The sequence below is a fragment of the Larkinella sp. VNQ87 genome (assembly GCF_049445795.1).
Classification (GTDB): Bacteria; Bacteroidota; Bacteroidia; order Cytophagales; family Spirosomataceae; genus Larkinella.
The window spans coordinates 136,828-151,697 of record NZ_JBMSDT010000005.1; the positions used below are offsets into that span (position 1 = coordinate 136,828).

Genomic DNA, 14,870 nt, shown 5'->3' on the forward strand with positions numbered 1-14,870 from the left:
TTAGACCAAATTGTTTTCGATTAAATATTCCGCAATCTGAACGGCGTTGGTAGCGGCTCCTTTGCGCAGGTTGTCGGCCACGATCCAGAGGTTCAGGGCGTTGGGCTGGCTTTCGTCGCGCCGAATCCGGCCGACAAACACCTCGTCTTTTCCGTGGGCCGTCAGCGGCATCGGGTAGAGGTAGTTTTTCGGGTCGTCCTGGACGATAACACCCTCCGACTCCTGCAAAATTTTCGTGACATCGCTCAGTTCGTAGTCGTTCTCGAACTCCACGTTCACGGCTTCGGAATGCCCACCGATGGTCGGAATCCGCACCGTGGTGGCCGTTACCTGAATGGTGTCGTCGCCCATGATCTTCTTGGTTTCGTTCACCATTTTCATCTCCTCTTTCGTGTAACCGTTGTCCAGAAATACGTCGATGTGCGGCAACACGTTCAAATCGATCTGGTGCGGATACACCTTCTCGGTCGACTGGTCGCCCGAGCGCTCGGCAAACAACTGATCGACAGCGGCTTTCCCGGTTCCGGTGACGGACTGGTACGTTGACACCACCACGCGCTTCACGCCGTATTTTTTGTGCAGCGGGTTCAGCACCACCACCATCTGGATGGTCGAGCAGTTCGGGTTGGCGATGATTTTATCTTCCCGCGTCAGCGTGTGGGCGTTGATTTCCGGCACGACCAGTTTTTTGGTCGGGTCCATGCGCCAGGCCGACGAGTTATCGACCACCGTAATCCCGGCTTCGGCAAACTGTGGGGCCAGCTTCAGCGACGTGCCGCCCCCGGCCGAGAAAATCGCAATGGCAGGTTTGGCCGCGATGGCATCCTCGAAGCTCACGACCGTAACGGGTTTACCCTTGAACGTCACCTGTTTACCTACCGAGCGCTCTGACGCGACAGGAATCAGTTCCGTTACCGGGAAGTTACGCTCTTCGAGCACTTTCAGGATTTCGCCACCGACCAGGCCGGTTGCTCCCACGACTGCAATTTTCATTTTTGTACCAAACGATTAAGTGAAACTGTGCTTAAAAATTGGGTGCAAAAGTACGCAGAAATGCCGATAGATCAGGGAAATATTCTAAAAATGTGCGGGGTCTTTGTTCCTTGTCAAAACCGGGCCACCAAACCGGCTCCGGCGTTGGTAGATTCCCAGTGCGGTTCGAGCCGAATCGAAACGTCGCGGGTGCGCAGGGCCTTGTTGTAGTATTGAATGGAACGCCGGAAATGAAAACCGGGCATCCGAACCAAAGCGCCCACCAGGATGAGGCTCATGCCCGTTGCCATCGTGACGACTCCGCCTTTTCGAACTTCTTTTTTCGGCTCCGTCTGGGCGTTGGGGTTGCTACCGTAATAAACCATGCCGTTGCCGTACCAGGCGCCGTTGTAATACGTCAGTCCTTTGGGAAAATCGTTCTGGGCCGGTACTTCTTTCGGAATGGCCGTAATGATCATGCCGACGAGCGTCGTCACACTCCCGACGGCCAGCAGACCGGTTCCTAATTCGCGGCCACTTTTGAACTCACGGTATTCCCGGATGGCGTCCGGATCGCCCGAAGCGAGGATGTACTGGCCTAAGTCGGTCGGTCGGCGGACTTCAATGCCGTCGTACAGATACTGCGTGACGCTGTGGGGCCGGTACCCATATTGCGTGTAAAGCGGAATAGAAGACGTGACGGTTTCAATGGGTTTTAGTTCTGACTGCGCCCATACTCCCACAGGCCATGCCAGCACTAGAAAAAGGTACAGAGTTTTCATCGTCGAAATTTTTTTATGAAATCTACAGAAAAACTCTGTTTATATGATTAAAGTTTGATTAGAAATTTCAGTAGAAGAGCTTTGATTATTTTATGAACGGTTCTTGGGTGACGAATCACCAAAAGTTAAAATACAAAACCGCCAGAATGCCCAGAATCACCGCCGAACCGGCTACGAATGAGGGCGTTACCCGGAACATCCGCCCGTCGATCTCCAGGCCTTTTTCGTTGTGGTGGCTGGCGGGGTCCGTCAGCGTGACGACGACCATGATAGCCACATCGAGGCAGAATACCCACATCGTCCGGTGCAGAAACGGAATGTCGTTGGCCTGCACGCCAACCGCGCCCATCACTTCCGCCCAAAACTTGAGCAACACCGACAGCGGAATGCTGAGAATGGCCGCCGTCAAAGCCGCCCGCGTGGTGGTGCGTTTCCAGAAAAAACCGAGCAGGAAGATGGCAAACACCCCCGGCGATACAAAATTGGTGTACTCCTGAATGTACTGGTACACCTGATCGAACGACCGCAACATCGGCGCAATGACAATCGCAATGGCGAAGGCCACAATCACGGCGTACCGGCCGACGCGCACGAGTTTCTGCTCGGACGCGTTTTGGTCGAAGAATTTTTTGTAAATGTCGAGCGTAAAAATGGTCGAGATACTGTTGCACTTTCCGGCCAGCGAGGCCACCACGGCCGCCGTCAGGGCCGCGAAGGCCAGCCCTTTCATGCCCGTGGGCAGCAGGTTCATCAAAACCGGGTAGGCGTTATCGGGCCGGACCGCGCCGTGGGTGGTCATTTCGCTTTGAAACGTGCCGTTTTTGAAAAGCACATACGCGGCAATGCCCGGAATGACCACAATCAACGGAATCAAAAGCTTCAGAAAAGCCGCAAAGAGAATGCCACTCCGGGCGGTTTTCAGGTCGGCGCCCAGCGCACGCTGCACAATGTACTGGTTACAACCCCAGTACGAGAGGTTGTTGACCCACATCCCGCCCGTCACGAGCGCCATGCCCGGCAGCACGCTGTAATGCGGGTGGCCTTCCGGAAAATACATGTGAAAATGCGAGTCGGCTTCGGTCCGGAGCGACAGCAGCCCGTTCCAGACGCCAGCGACGCCCAGCTTGGTCGACACCAGATCCAGCGCCAGATAGGTTACGACCAACCCGCCACAGACCAGCACAACCACCTGAATCACATCCGTATAGCCGATCACTTTCATGCCGCCCAGCGTGATGACGATGGCAAACAGAGCCAGCCCAATCGTGCAGGTCGTGAACGAAATTCCGGCCAGCGACTCGATGGCAATCGCGCCCAGGTACAGAATCGACGTCAGGTTGACCAGCACATACACCACCAGCCAGAAAACCGCCAGAATCGTGCTGACGGTGTCGTTGTACCGCTGCGCCAGAAACTGCGGCATGGTGTAAATGCGGTTTTTCAGGTAAATCGGGATGAAATACACGGCTACGATGATGAGCGTGGCGGCTGCAATCCATTCGTAGGAGGAAATCGCCAGCCCCATCGCAAAACCGGAACCGGCCATGCCAATGAAGTGCTCGGCGGAGATGTTCGAGGCAATCAGCGACGCGCCGATGGCCCACCAGGTCAGCGAGCCTTCGGCCAGGAAAAAGTCTTTGGTGTTGGTTTCAGCGGCTTTCCGACGGTGGTAAATCCAGTACCCGTAGCCGGATACGATGACAAAATAGAGCAGGAACACCGCGTAATCAGCGGGTTGAAGGTGGTTCATTCGAGGTTGGTATTTAGGCTGAAAGAATGGCAAAATAGAATTATTTCCCGTCCCGTTCAACTCGAACCGCCCTAAGTCCCACAATTCCTGCTTCCCAACCCCGCCAAAGGTTGACTATGGACAACCCCGGGTGCAACCCGGGGCTTCAGAGGAGTGATGGCAGTGTCAGTGCGGAGGAACCTCGGTGGCGGCCCGCAGCGGTTGGGCGGCTGGCGGGAAAATTACCTCACACGGATACCCAAACAGGCAATTATCCTTAATGATTTTGGCGACGCCTGCTGGCACCATTGCTTCCCAGCCGTCTTCCCCGGCTTTCACCATTTGCAGCACGCGGTCGGTCGAGATGTGCAGGTTTTCTTCGTTGTAATCCGTAATGTCCTCGATTTTATCGTTTGCGGTGAGGTACTGATACAGCGGCTGTAGATTCGGTGGCAACTCAAAATCCTGGCAGCGGTAGATGGCCCCGCCCGACCGCAACGTCGGATAGATAAACAGTTTTACCTTGCGGCTAAACAAGGTCGCAAACGACTCCAGAATGCCGCCGGGCAGGTTTTTGTAATGCTGTTCTTCAAAAATGTACTCCAGATTCGGGATGCCCAGAATCAGCCCGATTTTTAGCCGGGTCAACCGTGACAGGTAGGCCACGAGCCGGTAATATTCCAGGAAGCTCGAAATCATCACGGTTTGCCCAAGCGAACACAGAATGTCAACACGGTCAAGAAAGTCTTTTTCATCGATGCCGTGGTCGACGTTGGCCGCCAGGTTGTGCAGCGTCAGTTCGGCAACGGTCACAACCCGGTTGGGGTCGATGTCCGTTTCTTCCAGAAACTGTTTGAGACCGTTGCCGAGCATGTCCATGTGGACGTTTGTGACGGGCCGTAAACGCCCGCGCAGCAGCACAATGTGCCGTTTGTAGAGCGCTTCCGAGGGTTGCAGCACCCGGCCATCCGGCCCAAACAAAGCCGCATTTGTAAAACCGTTCCGGACGAGGTAGAGGCTCATCAGGCGGTTGTCGACGCTGGCGAAATCCGGGCCGTCGAACCGGATCATGTCAATCTCGATGCGCTCCGGCGAGAGGTCGTCCATCAGCGAAAGCAGCAGCGTTTCGGGCGATTTGTAGTAGTAATAACAGCCATAGATCAGATTGACCCCGATTACCCCCAGCGCCTGTTGCTGCAAGACATTCTCATTGTCGAGCATCCGGACGTGGATCACTACCTCGTTATAGGGCGCTTTGGGTTCGAGTTGAAACCGCAGGCCAATCCAACCGTGGGCTTCGTTGGTTTTCTGGTAATTAAGGGCCACAACGGTATTGGCAAACGCAAAAAACGTGGTCGTTTCACCACGTTGTTCGGCCAGCCGTTTCTCCATCAGGCTGTATTCTTTATTAAGCATCTTGATCAGCCGCGATTCGACTACGTAGCGGCCGCTTTCTTCCGGGCCGTAGATCGCGTCGCTGAAGGTCATGTCGTAAGCCGACATGGTTTTGGCAATCGTCCCCGATGCCCCCCCGGATTTAAAAAACATGGCTGCGGTTTCCTGCCCAGCCCCGATTTCGGCAAACGAGCCGTAAATCCGCCGGTCGAGGTTGATCCGTAGCGCTTTCTGCTTGGTTCCAATTGTTTTATCGTACATAAGTTGGCGAGTAGTTGGTCTATTGGAGCCGTTCGGAGCGGTTTTGGTTTAAATTTACAAAGATCATCCCAATATTGCCTACTGAATGGCTACTTCTGAAACACCGATTGCCCATCTTTTTGTTTACGGAACGCTGCTCAGCGGCTCAGAACACCCGATGGCTAATTGGCTCCGGCTGCACAGCCGTCTGCTCGGACCCGGTTTTTTCGCGGGCTGGTTGTACGATCTTAGCACGTACCCCGGAGCAGTTTTGGACCCGCTGACCGATGCAAAAGTACACGGGGAAGTGTATTGCGTACCAATCCCGGTGTTCGAAAGCCTCTTGCAAACGCTTGACGACTATGAAGGTGATGAATACACGCGGGCCGTTGTCCCGGTGCAAACCGCCGACGGGCCGGTCGACTGCTGGACGTATTTGTTCAACCAGCCGACGGATGCGCTGCCCCTGATTCGTTCCGGACGGTATGGCAAGTAACGCCAAAACCCGCTTCCGGAGCGGGTTTTGAGACACTATTTAACAATAATTTGATTTACGGTTTCAACGGATTCAGGTCATCAAACATGTTGCTGCCACCCGCCCGGCGTTCGACCGAGGAGCCGAGGACGGGCAACTGCGGACCCCGATCGGCCGAAATCCGTGCGCTTGAGGTGCCAGTAATCTGAGCGATGGCCGTGCCGAGGTACATTTCCTCCAGATCTCCGAGTTGCTTCACTTCGAGCGGTTCACTTTTCGCAATCGTCGGTTTGAAGCCGGTCGAATAATCCGATTGATTGAGCGCGTTAAACGACTTAAAGACAATTGGTTGCATGCCCCACTTAATTTTGCCGGTTTCATCCTCGATCGTAATCGAGCCCACGTTTTTGCCGTAAGTCGTTTCGCCAATCGTAATCACCGACATAAACGGTTTCAAGCCATTGATAATCAATTCGCTGGCCGAAGCTGTGCCGCCACTGGTCAGGACAAATACCCGCGACAGATTGCTGCCGATATTTTGCGATTTATTCTGAAAGCGCGTCACCAGGTCGTTCGTCTGACCTTCTTGCTCGATTTCGGCCATGAGGTCTTTGTTGTATTCCGTTCGGTAAAACGTCTTGGTGTTGTCGATGCCTTTACCGATCATGCTAGCCAGTTTAACCGACGACGACACGTAACCGCCTGGGTTATAGCGCAGATCGAGCACGAGTTCGTTCACACCCCGCGCCTTGAATTTAGTAAAAATCTGCTCCAGCTTCTGGTCGTAGGTCGGCGTGGTACTGCCGTTCGGGCCGGGAATAAACTGGTTGTAGACCAAATAACCAATACGCTTGCTGCCAATCGTATAGACGGAATCCAGAAAAACCGGGTTTTGCTGAAACACTTCCGCCGTGACGATTTTCACCGTTTGCGTGTCCACGATCTTGCCGGATTCGACCTTGCCGAGTCCGTAATTGAAGGTAGTCGGTTCATTCGCCAGCGAAGCGTAGTTGCTGGTCGTCAGCTTCTGGCCGTTCACCGCCGTAATGATGTCGCCCCGTTTCAGGCCTGCTTTGGCCGCCGGCGAACCGGGCAGCACGTACAACACCTGGATAATCACATCCGTCGAACCCTGCGCCCGCAGGTAATATTTAACTTCCAGGCCGGTCGTTTTTTCTTCCCCACTCAGCGACGATTTCAGTTCTTCGACGTTCGGCTGAATCCACGAAAACCGGTCGCGCTCCGGGTTGGCGCTGTTGTTGTAATCGTACAGCAGTGAATAAAACAAGGATTCGGGAGCGAGGGTCGTATCCGGGTTGGCCGGTATTTTATCATTCCAGTAATACACCGCCCGCATATTTTCCAGAATCCAGTTGTTGACCGACTGATCGGCTTTTGAAGGAGTGCTGGTCACCGACGGCTCGGGAGCGAGGTCAGGCTCTTTCTTACAACCGGTCATCCACAACCCAACACCCACGGCTACGATCCAGGCCTGGGATCGTACGTTCCAAAAAAGTTTCATTACTAAATCGTTTGTTGATGGTTTACTGACACTATGCTAACGCCCCATTGGCTTCTCTATTTTAAACGTAACGAGTAACCTAATTGTTCTATAGGCCTTTCTCATTAATTGGATTTTAATCAGAATATTGTTTTGTTGAACCAACGTATATAGCATATTAACGAGTTTGAAGCGCAACTGGTACCAACGAAAAAACGCCCTTCGGGTTACTACACCAGGTGTGCAATAACCCGAAGGGCGCCTTTGGGATGGATGGGAGTTTACTTGCCTTTCTTGGCCGTATCCTTGCTGCCCCAGCTCACTTTAAATTTACCCTCGGTGATCGTGATTTCTTCTTTTCCTTCGGTGCGCTTGGTGTTGTCGTGGTCGTGCGGCCCCGATTTGGTCAGCATACCGCCCCCGGCCGCCGTGATGGCTTTGTCTTCGAGGTTCTGCCGTAAACCAAAACCGGAGATCGTCGCCAGCGCCCGTTTTTTGTACAAGGCTTCTTTCAGGGTGGCTTCAAACGTACCTTCGATGCTGTTCTCCGTCACGCTCGTAATCGTCACGGTCCCTTTCCACGATTCGCCGTCGCGGAACGCGTGGCCCAGGCCTTTGGATTCTTCCGTATAATCGACCAGCGCCCAGATCACGTTGCCGTTCGACTCTTTGTACTTCCGTTCCATCTCCCGGTCATTCTCCGCGATGACCGGATAGGTGCCCGGTTTCAGTTCATCGACGTACACAAACCGAATCCAGGTCTGGACATCCGGGCTGACGTTCATCCCGGCAATGGCCAGGTACTTCACGCCCGTAAACGGAAGATTTAACCGTTGGGCCTTGGCCTGCCATTCTTTCCCGTTAATTTTGGCAGAAACCGTGTTGTCCGGCGTTTGGGCGTATGTCCATGCGCTCCAGCCGAGGGTCAGGATAAGGGCAAAAATCTTTTTCATAAGTATGTGTATTAGTTGCATTTAGCGGTAAAGAAAACAAACATACGCGAAACGGATGCGAATTAGTTTACCGTTCACGAAAAGCCGTAGACAAAGATAAACCGCCCGGATCGCGCTGGTTTCCTAAACCGTCCTGTACTGTTATTTTACCACGATAAAACCGCTCTTTTGCCGTATGAAACTACTCTGGCTGCTGCTGTTCCCGACCTGTCTTTTTGCACAATGGCAACCCCAAACCAGCGGAACGGATGCGAACTTCCGGGCCGTCAGTGCCGTCAGTCGGAAGGTTGTCTGGGTGGGCGGCAGCAAAGGTACGTTCGTGCGGACGACAGACGGCGGCAAGACCTGGCGGGCTGGAACCGTGCCGGGTGCCGAAACCTGCGACTTCCGGGATGTGCAGGCATTTAGCGCCAAAGAAGCCATTCTGATGGCCGCCGGACCCGCCGAAAAAGGCCAGGCCCGGATGTATCGCACCAACGACGGCGGTAAAAGCTGGAAACTGATCTACCAGACCAGCCAGGCCGGGGTGTTTCTGGATGGGATCGATTTCTGGAACCGCTGGGAAGGCATGGCGTTTAGCGACCCGGTGTACGGCAAATGGTTTATTCTGACGACGACCAACGGGGGCAAAGTCTGGAAACGGCTTGATCCGGAACTCCTGCCACCCCTACAACCGGGTGAAGCGGCTTTTGCCGCCAGCGGAACCAGCCTAATCACGCGGGGCTACCAATGGCGGATGAACAATTACCAACGCGCCTGGATCGTGTCGGGCGGAGCGGGCAAGGGCCGCATTTTTTCGATGCCGTCGCTCGGGGCTGCCTGGCAGGTGACCGACAGTCCCATTCCGGCCGGACCGACCGCCGGAATTTTTGGGCTCTGGTTCGACGACCGGGGCGAGAACGGCCTGGCCGTCGGGGGCGATTACAAAAACGAGAAAGCCGATTGGCCGAACGTGGCCGTCACCTCCGACGGGGGCCGCACCTGGACCGCCGGAACGCCCACCAACCCACCTGGTTTGAAAGAAGCCGTCGGAAGATTGACGAGCAAACGGCTCATCGCTGTGGGCCCATCCGGAACCTGCTACACCGACGATTTTGGCAAAACCTGGACCAAAATCGACGATTCGGCCTTTCATTCCATTGCCTGTGCGAGTGGACAATGCTGGGCCGTAGGCGCGAAGGGTACGATTGCTACCATTCAGGACGTTAAGTAGCCATAAACAGCCCTCACGGAGTACAGGCCGAACGTGCCGGTTTTCGGTTTTTGCTTTATCCAATCCTTCTTTTCTCCTATTTTTTTTACTAATTCTTTAATAGTATGCTTGCATAATACCAGGCAAAAATTGTAGCTTTACATTCCTTGACCTTTGAACAGGAATTTACGGCGATGAAGAAGGAAAAGACTGTCGATTACCACATCAAACTTGGCTGGCACGCGATTTCGCGGATGTATAACACCTACGCGGCCCGCTACGACATGACGATGGCGATCGGCTATGTGTTGTTGAACATCGATCTGGAGCAGGGCACGCCCGCGACCAAAATCGGTCCGTTGCTGGGCATGGAACCGCGCAGCCTCGTCCGGATGCTGAAAAGCCTGGAAGAGCGCGGCTGGATTCGGCGGGTGGTCGATGAGAACGACAAGCGGTTTGTCCGGATTCTACTGACCGATGCCGGAAAAGAAAAACGCGAAATTGCCCGGGAGGGCGTTATTCAGTTTAATAACCTGATTCGGGAAAACATTCCGCTCGACAAACTGGTGATTTTCTTCGACGTGATGAAAGAAATCACCCGGCTCGTCGAAGACGAAAATACCAAAACCAAGGCTAACAACATCGTTCTGAACCCGGATTACACGGATTAACAGTCTTGAACTCGGATTACGCGGATTCAACGATTAACAGGGATCTAAAAGATTGCGGTAGCCATCCTGTTAATCGTTGAATCCGCGTAATCCGAGTTCAAGACGATTCGAGACAGCTTAAGACTTTATTTATATGGAAGCAACCCTTGTAAAACCGCAATCGGGTGGGCAACGCCCAACGACCCAAAACCGTCGCATTCGCCGGGTGGCCGTATTGGGCTCCGGCATTATGGGCTCGCGCATTGCCGCCCACTTCGCCAACATTGGCGTGGAGGTATTGCTGCTGGACATCGTGCCGAACGCACTGACACCCGCCGAAGAAGCCAAAGGCCTGACGCTCGAAAAACCGGCTGTTCGGAACCGCATTGTCACCGACGCTTTTCAGAACCTGCTGAAAGCCAGTCCGGCGGCTCTGTACAGCCCGAAATTCGCCGAACGGATTACGCTGGGTAATTTCGATGACAACCTCAAGGACATTGGTCACTACGACTGGGTGATTGAAGTGGTGGTGGAGAGGCTCGACATCAAACGGTCGCTGTACGAGCGCGTGGAGCAATACCGCAAACCGGGTACGCTGATTACGTCGAATACCTCGGGCATTCCGATGCACCTGTTGACCGAAGGCCGGAGCGAGGATTTCCGACGGAACTTCTGCGGAACGCACTTTTTCAACCCGCCCCGCTACCTGCGGCTGCTCGAAGTCATTCCCGGCCCGGATACCGACCCCGCGATTATCGATTTTTTGATGAAATACGGCGATTTGTATTTGGGTAAAACGACGGTTTTGTGCAAGGACACCCCGGCGTTTATTGCCAACCGGCTGGGCATTTACGCCATGATCCAGACCATTCGCGTGGCCGAGGCCATGGGCCTGACGGTCGAGGAAGTCGATAAGCTGACCGGGCCAGTGGTGGGCCGCCCGAAATCCGGGACGTTCCGGCTGTCGGACGTCGTTGGGCTGGATACGACGGTCAACGTCGCGACGAATTTGCTGAAAGTCCTGACCAACGACGAGTCGAAAGACGCGTTTCAGTTGCCGTCGGTGATGCAGAAACTGATGGAAAACAAGTGGCTGGGCGACAAAACCGGGCAGGGTTTCTACAAAAAAATCAAGGACGAAAAAGGGCAGTCGGTCATTCTGGCGCTCGATCTGAAAACGTTTGAGTACAAGCCGTCGCAGAAAGTCAAATTTGCCACGCTGGAAGGCACCAAGAGCATCGATAACCTGAAAAAGCGGTTTTCGGTCCTACTTGCCGGACAGGATCAGGCCGGGGAGTTTTACCGCCGAACCTTTGCCGACCAGTTCCGCTACGCCAGCTACCGGATTCCGGAAGTCGCCGACGAACTGTACCGCATCGATGCCGCTATTACGGCCGGTTTTGGCTGGCAACTGGGCCTGTTCGAAACCTGGGATGCCATCGGTCTTCGGAAAGGTGTTGAATTGATTGAGTCACAGGGCGCGAAACCGGCTCCTTGGGTGTACGAAATGCTGGAAGCCGGTTTTGAAAGTTTTTATAAAGTGGAAGGCGGTGTGCGGAAGTACTACGACATTCCGACGAAAAGCTACCAGGGCATTCCGGGCACCGAGCAGTTTATTTTGCTGGAGAATTTTTCCAACAACGTGGTCTGGAAAAACGCCGGTTCGGTAGTTTACGACCTGGGCGACGGCATTCTGAACCTGGAGTTCCGAAGCAAGATGAACACGATGGGGGCCGAGGTGATTGAAGGCATTAACAAGGCGATCAGTCTGGCCGAAAAAGATTTTCGCGGTCTGGTGATCGGCAACGAATCGGCCGAAGCGTTCTCGGCGGGGGCCAACCTGGCGACGCTGTTCATGTTTGCCATCGAGCAGGAGTTTGACGAAATTAACCTGATGATTGCGCAGTTTCAGCAAACGATGATGCGGGCGCGGTATTCGTCGATTCCGGTGGTGGGCGCTCCGCATTCGCTGGCGCTGGGTGGCGGTTGTGAACTGAACCTGCACTGCGACAAGGTGGTGGCGCATTCGGAGCTGTACATGGGTCTGGTCGAAGTCGGTGTTGGCGTCATTCCGGCGGGGGGCGGCACGAAGGAAATGGCCGCGCGCGCCAGCGATCTGTACCAAACCGGCGACCCGGAACTGAACATCCTGCAAACCGTTTTTATGAACATCGCCACGGCTAAAGTCTCGACTTCGGCCCAGGAAGCCCGCGACATGAACTATTTGCTGCCCTCGGCCCAGATCGTGCTGAACCGCAGCCGCCTGATCGCCGAAGCCAAGCAAGCCGCCATCGAACTGGCTGAAAATGGCTACACCCAGCCCAAACCGCGCAAGGATATCAAGGTGCAGGGGAAAACCGGGATCGCCCTGTTCAAAGCCGGGATCACGGCCATGCGGATGGGCCGTTACATTTCGGACCACGACCAGAAAATCGCCGAAAAGCTGGCCTACGTCATTTGTGGGGGTGACCTGAGTACGCCCCAAACCGTCTCGGAGCAATACCTGATCGATCTGGAACGCGAAGCCTTCCTGTCGCTCACCGGGGAGAAGAAAACGCTGGAACGGATGCAGGGGCTGTTGCAGGGGGGCAAGCCACCGAGGAATTAGTGGGTTTATGCACAAGCCTTATGAAGAGCGGGCTGGCCATCCGCCTGATTTTGAAGTGACCTATCGCTTATTCACGGCCGACGAAGGAGGACGTCGGACTCCGGCTTTTCAGGGTATTCGATGGGATTTTCTGTATGAAGATTTCTCAAAAGAAGCTTTCATGATTTGGCCGGAGTTCTTGGATAAAAATGGTGTTCTATTTGCTGAAGAGTTCGAGCCAATTGAGCCATATGGAAGAGCACTTATGTGGATTGTTAATCCAGCGTTACGGCGAACGGTTCATCAACACCGCATCAAAGTTGGAACAAGAGGCTACTTTATGGAAGGTTTAACAAAAGTTGGGGTTTGCGAAGTGACACGAATTCTGGGGTTGATGTCGAATCCTGTAGGATAAACATCGTAAGTGTCAGTTTGAAAGTATTTTCAATCAAGAAACACAGTTTGGAAAATGAACACCATGCGGATTCGGATCGAATTGACTCAAAATCATGAGTTGCTTTTGAAAAATCTGCCTTTTTTCAAAGGCAAAAAGGTAGAAGTAATCATTTTAGAGGATGAGTCGGAGACCACACTCGCGAACGAAAACCGGTTTCCACTTCGGGGCAAACCGCTTCGTTATGACGATCCTTTTGGGCCTGCAACCGATCAGTCTGACTGGAGCGCTAATCAATAAACATATCATGAAAACGCAATTCATCACCGACGAAAAAGGCAATAAAACAGGGGTTATTTTATCCATTAAAGATTATGAAAAGTTAATGGATGAATTGGACGAAGCGCATACTGTTCGGATGTACGATAAGACTAAAGCAGAAAAACTGGCCTTTCGGCCGTTTGAAGATGCGTTAAAGGAGATTGAACAAAAAAGAGCTAAAAGCCGTGTATCAACTGTAAATCAGTAATCGCGCTAGTAAAGCTCTTGAGAAATTACCGGATGAAATTTATATCCGGCTGATTGAAGCAATAAAAGCTTTGGCCGATAATCCCCGCCCATTTGGTTGTAAAAAACTAAAAGGCCGAAAGGGCTACCGCATCCGGGTTGGAGATTACCGAGTGGTGTACGAAATCAATGATGGAATATTGGTCGTATTGATTATTGATGTGGGGCATCGCCGGGAAATTTATGATTAATCTCTCTTGTCTAATCTCTTTAATCTCAATAAAAAATGGACGCATACATCGTAGCTGGCTATCGGACCGCCGTGGGCAAAGCGCCCCGGGGCGGACTCCGACTGACCCGCCCGGACGACCTGGCGGCTGAAGTCATCAAACACTTGCTGGCGCAGGTCCCAAATTTCGATCCGGCCCGGGTGGACGATCTGATCGTCGGGAACGCCGTGCCGGAAGCCGAACAGGGCATGCAGATCGCCCGGTATGTGGCGCTGCTGTCGTTGCCCCAAAGTGTGCCGGGCATGACCATCAACCGGTATTGCGGCTCAGGCCTGGAAGCCATCGCCATTGCCTCGGCCAAAATCCACGCCGGTTTGGCCGATTGCATCATTGCCGGAGGCACCGAGTCGATGTCGCTGGTACCGGTGATGGGCTGGAAAACCGCCCTGAACTTCGAAATCGCGCAGAAACACCCGGATTATTACATCGGCATGGGCCTGACCGCCGAGCAGGTCGCCGAGCAGTTCAAGATCAGCCGGGAAGCCCAGGACGAGTTTGCCTACGAATCGCACCAGAAGGCGCTGGCGGCCCAGGCAGCCGGGAAATTCGACGGCGAGATTGTACCGATCTCGGTAAAAGAAACCTATTTCGACGCCGAGTCGGGCAAGAAGAAAACCCGTGAATGGCAGGTGACGAAAGACGAAGGACCGCGAGCCGATACGAGTTTTGACGCGCTGAACAAACTCAAGCCGGTTTTTGCCGCTGGTGGTTCGGTCACGGCTGGAAACTCCTCGCAGACTTCCGACGGAGCCGCGTTTGTGATTGTCATGTCCGAAAAGCTGGTGAACGAACTGGGTCTGAAACCGAAAGCCCGGATGCTGTCGTACGCAGCCGCCGGGGTGGAGCCGCGCATCATGGGCATCGGACCGGTCAATGCCATTCCGTTGGCGCTCAAAAAAGCCGGTTTGAAGCAGGACGATATCGACCAGATTGAACTGAACGAAGCCTTTGCAGCCCAATCGCTGGCGGTTATTCAGGAACTCGGCCTCGACCGGAACAAAATTAACCCGAACGGGGGCGCCATCGCCCTGGGTCACGCGCTGGGGTCGACCGGTGCCCGCTTGTCGGTTCAACTGATGAACGAAATGGAGCGCCGGAACCAGAAATACGGCATGGTGTCGGCCTGCGTCGGGGGCGGGCAGGGCGTCGCTGGCGTGTTTGAACGACTCTAAACCGACTGACTTAAAGAGGGGGCAGAAGCCC

Annotated in this window: 14 protein-coding genes; 8 read left to right on the forward strand and 6 right to left on the reverse strand. The window is 53.9% G+C overall.

Features of this window, described 5'->3' with window-relative positions; all coding sequences use genetic code 11:
* From ACO2Q8_RS10120 to ACO2Q8_RS10135, 4 genes are all read right to left on the reverse strand, one after another.
* Complete coding sequence (locus ACO2Q8_RS10120) at nt 1-993, reverse strand: aspartate-semialdehyde dehydrogenase (RefSeq protein ID WP_423344684.1); 993 nt, start codon at nt 991-993, stop codon at nt 1-3.
* Between the two features lie 113 nt (nt 994-1,106).
* Complete coding sequence (locus ACO2Q8_RS10125; protein ID WP_423344685.1) at nt 1,107-1,754, reverse strand: hypothetical protein; 648 nt, start codon at nt 1,752-1,754, stop codon at nt 1,107-1,109.
* A 115-nt stretch (nt 1,755-1,869) separates the two neighbouring features.
* Nucleotides 1,870-3,504: a sodium/sugar symporter gene (locus ACO2Q8_RS10130; RefSeq protein WP_423344686.1), complete on the reverse strand. Its 1,635-nt coding sequence runs from the start codon at nt 3,502-3,504 to the stop codon at nt 1,870-1,872.
* A 165-nt stretch (nt 3,505-3,669) separates the two neighbouring features.
* Nucleotides 3,670-5,139 carry a TonB-dependent receptor gene (locus ACO2Q8_RS10135; RefSeq protein ID WP_423344687.1) on the reverse strand — a complete coding sequence of 490 codons (1,470 nt, stop codon included), beginning with the start codon at nt 5,137-5,139 and terminating at the stop codon, nt 3,670-3,672.
* 85 nt (nt 5,140-5,224) lie between these two features.
* Between ACO2Q8_RS10135 and ACO2Q8_RS10140 the strand changes: the two genes are divergently transcribed.
* On the forward strand, nt 5,225-5,614 hold the full coding sequence (locus tag ACO2Q8_RS10140) for a gamma-glutamylcyclotransferase family protein (RefSeq protein WP_423344688.1): 390 nt from the start codon (nt 5,225-5,227) through the stop codon (nt 5,612-5,614).
* 55 nt (nt 5,615-5,669) lie between these two features.
* Here the strand turns inward: ACO2Q8_RS10140 and ACO2Q8_RS10145 are convergent, their stop codons facing one another.
* Together ACO2Q8_RS10145 and ACO2Q8_RS10150 are read right to left on the reverse strand one after the other, a co-directional pair.
* Nucleotides 5,670-7,115 (reverse strand): S41 family peptidase, encoded by a 1,446-nt coding sequence (locus ACO2Q8_RS10145; protein WP_423344689.1) that lies wholly within the window; start codon nt 7,113-7,115, stop codon nt 5,670-5,672.
* Between the two features lie 260 nt (nt 7,116-7,375).
* A complete protein-coding gene (locus ACO2Q8_RS10150; RefSeq protein WP_423344690.1) occupies nt 7,376-8,047 on the reverse strand; it encodes a hypothetical protein in 672 nt (223 codons plus the stop codon).
* A gap of 175 nt (nt 8,048-8,222) precedes the next feature.
* Between ACO2Q8_RS10150 and ACO2Q8_RS10155 the strand changes: the two genes are divergently transcribed.
* The 7 genes from ACO2Q8_RS10155 (at nt 8,223) to ACO2Q8_RS10185 (ending at nt 14,839) form a co-directional block, all read left to right on the forward strand.
* Complete coding sequence (locus ACO2Q8_RS10155) at nt 8,223-9,260, forward strand: YCF48-related protein (protein ID WP_423344691.1); 1,038 nt, start codon at nt 8,223-8,225, stop codon at nt 9,258-9,260.
* A gap of 173 nt (nt 9,261-9,433) precedes the next feature.
* On the forward strand, nt 9,434-9,910 hold the full coding sequence (locus ACO2Q8_RS10160; RefSeq protein ID WP_423344692.1) for a MarR family winged helix-turn-helix transcriptional regulator: 477 nt from the start codon (nt 9,434-9,436) through the stop codon (nt 9,908-9,910).
* Nucleotides 9,911-10,043: 133 nt separating this feature from the next.
* On the forward strand, nt 10,044-12,497 hold the full coding sequence (locus tag ACO2Q8_RS10165; RefSeq protein ID WP_423344693.1) for a 3-hydroxyacyl-CoA dehydrogenase/enoyl-CoA hydratase family protein: 2,454 nt from the start codon (nt 10,044-10,046) through the stop codon (nt 12,495-12,497).
* Between the two features lie 7 nt (nt 12,498-12,504).
* On the forward strand, nt 12,505-12,891 hold the full coding sequence (locus ACO2Q8_RS10170) for a hypothetical protein (RefSeq protein ID WP_423344694.1): 387 nt from the start codon (nt 12,505-12,507) through the stop codon (nt 12,889-12,891).
* Nucleotides 12,892-13,177: 286 nt separating this feature from the next.
* Nucleotides 13,178-13,399, forward strand: coding sequence for a hypothetical protein (locus ACO2Q8_RS10175; protein WP_423344695.1), 222 nt, complete (start codon nt 13,178-13,180; stop codon nt 13,397-13,399).
* 52 nt (nt 13,400-13,451) lie between these two features.
* Nucleotides 13,452-13,628 (forward strand): type II toxin-antitoxin system RelE family toxin, encoded by a 177-nt coding sequence (locus tag ACO2Q8_RS10180; protein ID WP_423344905.1) that lies wholly within the window; start codon nt 13,452-13,454, stop codon nt 13,626-13,628.
* A 35-nt stretch (nt 13,629-13,663) separates the two neighbouring features.
* Nucleotides 13,664-14,839: an acetyl-CoA C-acyltransferase gene (locus ACO2Q8_RS10185; protein ID WP_423344696.1), complete on the forward strand. Its 1,176-nt coding sequence runs from the start codon at nt 13,664-13,666 to the stop codon at nt 14,837-14,839.
* The last annotated feature ends 31 nt before the right edge of the window (nt 14,840-14,870 follow it).

What these genes read in the sequence shown, in the direction of transcription:
- ACO2Q8_RS10120 (WP_423344684.1), bottom strand. Translation starts at nt 993, where the DNA reads ATGAAAATTGCAGTCGTGGGAGCAACCGGCCTGGTCGGTGGCGAAATC.
- ACO2Q8_RS10125 (WP_423344685.1), bottom strand. Translation starts at nt 1,754, where the DNA reads ATGAAAACTCTGTACCTTTTTCTAGTGCTGGCATGGCCTGTGGGAGTA.
- ACO2Q8_RS10130 (WP_423344686.1), bottom strand. Translation starts at nt 3,504, where the DNA reads ATGAACCACCTTCAACCCGCTGATTACGCGGTGTTCCTGCTCTATTTT.
- ACO2Q8_RS10135 (WP_423344687.1), bottom strand. Translation starts at nt 5,139, where the DNA reads ATGTACGATAAAACAATTGGAACCAAGCAGAAAGCGCTACGGATCAAC.
- ACO2Q8_RS10140 (WP_423344688.1), top strand. Translation starts at nt 5,225, where the DNA reads ATGGCTACTTCTGAAACACCGATTGCCCATCTTTTTGTTTACGGAACG.
- ACO2Q8_RS10145 (WP_423344689.1), bottom strand. Translation starts at nt 7,115, where the DNA reads ATGAAACTTTTTTGGAACGTACGATCCCAGGCCTGGATCGTAGCCGTG.
- ACO2Q8_RS10150 (WP_423344690.1), bottom strand. Translation starts at nt 8,047, where the DNA reads ATGAAAAAGATTTTTGCCCTTATCCTGACCCTCGGCTGGAGCGCATGG.
- ACO2Q8_RS10155 (WP_423344691.1), top strand. Translation starts at nt 8,223, where the DNA reads ATGAAACTACTCTGGCTGCTGCTGTTCCCGACCTGTCTTTTTGCACAA.
- ACO2Q8_RS10160 (WP_423344692.1), top strand. Translation starts at nt 9,434, where the DNA reads ATGAAGAAGGAAAAGACTGTCGATTACCACATCAAACTTGGCTGGCAC.
- ACO2Q8_RS10165 (WP_423344693.1), top strand. Translation starts at nt 10,044, where the DNA reads ATGGAAGCAACCCTTGTAAAACCGCAATCGGGTGGGCAACGCCCAACG.
- ACO2Q8_RS10170 (WP_423344694.1), top strand. Translation starts at nt 12,505, where the DNA reads ATGCACAAGCCTTATGAAGAGCGGGCTGGCCATCCGCCTGATTTTGAA.
- ACO2Q8_RS10175 (WP_423344695.1), top strand. Translation starts at nt 13,178, where the DNA reads ATGAAAACGCAATTCATCACCGACGAAAAAGGCAATAAAACAGGGGTT.
- ACO2Q8_RS10185 (WP_423344696.1), top strand. Translation starts at nt 13,664, where the DNA reads ATGGACGCATACATCGTAGCTGGCTATCGGACCGCCGTGGGCAAAGCG.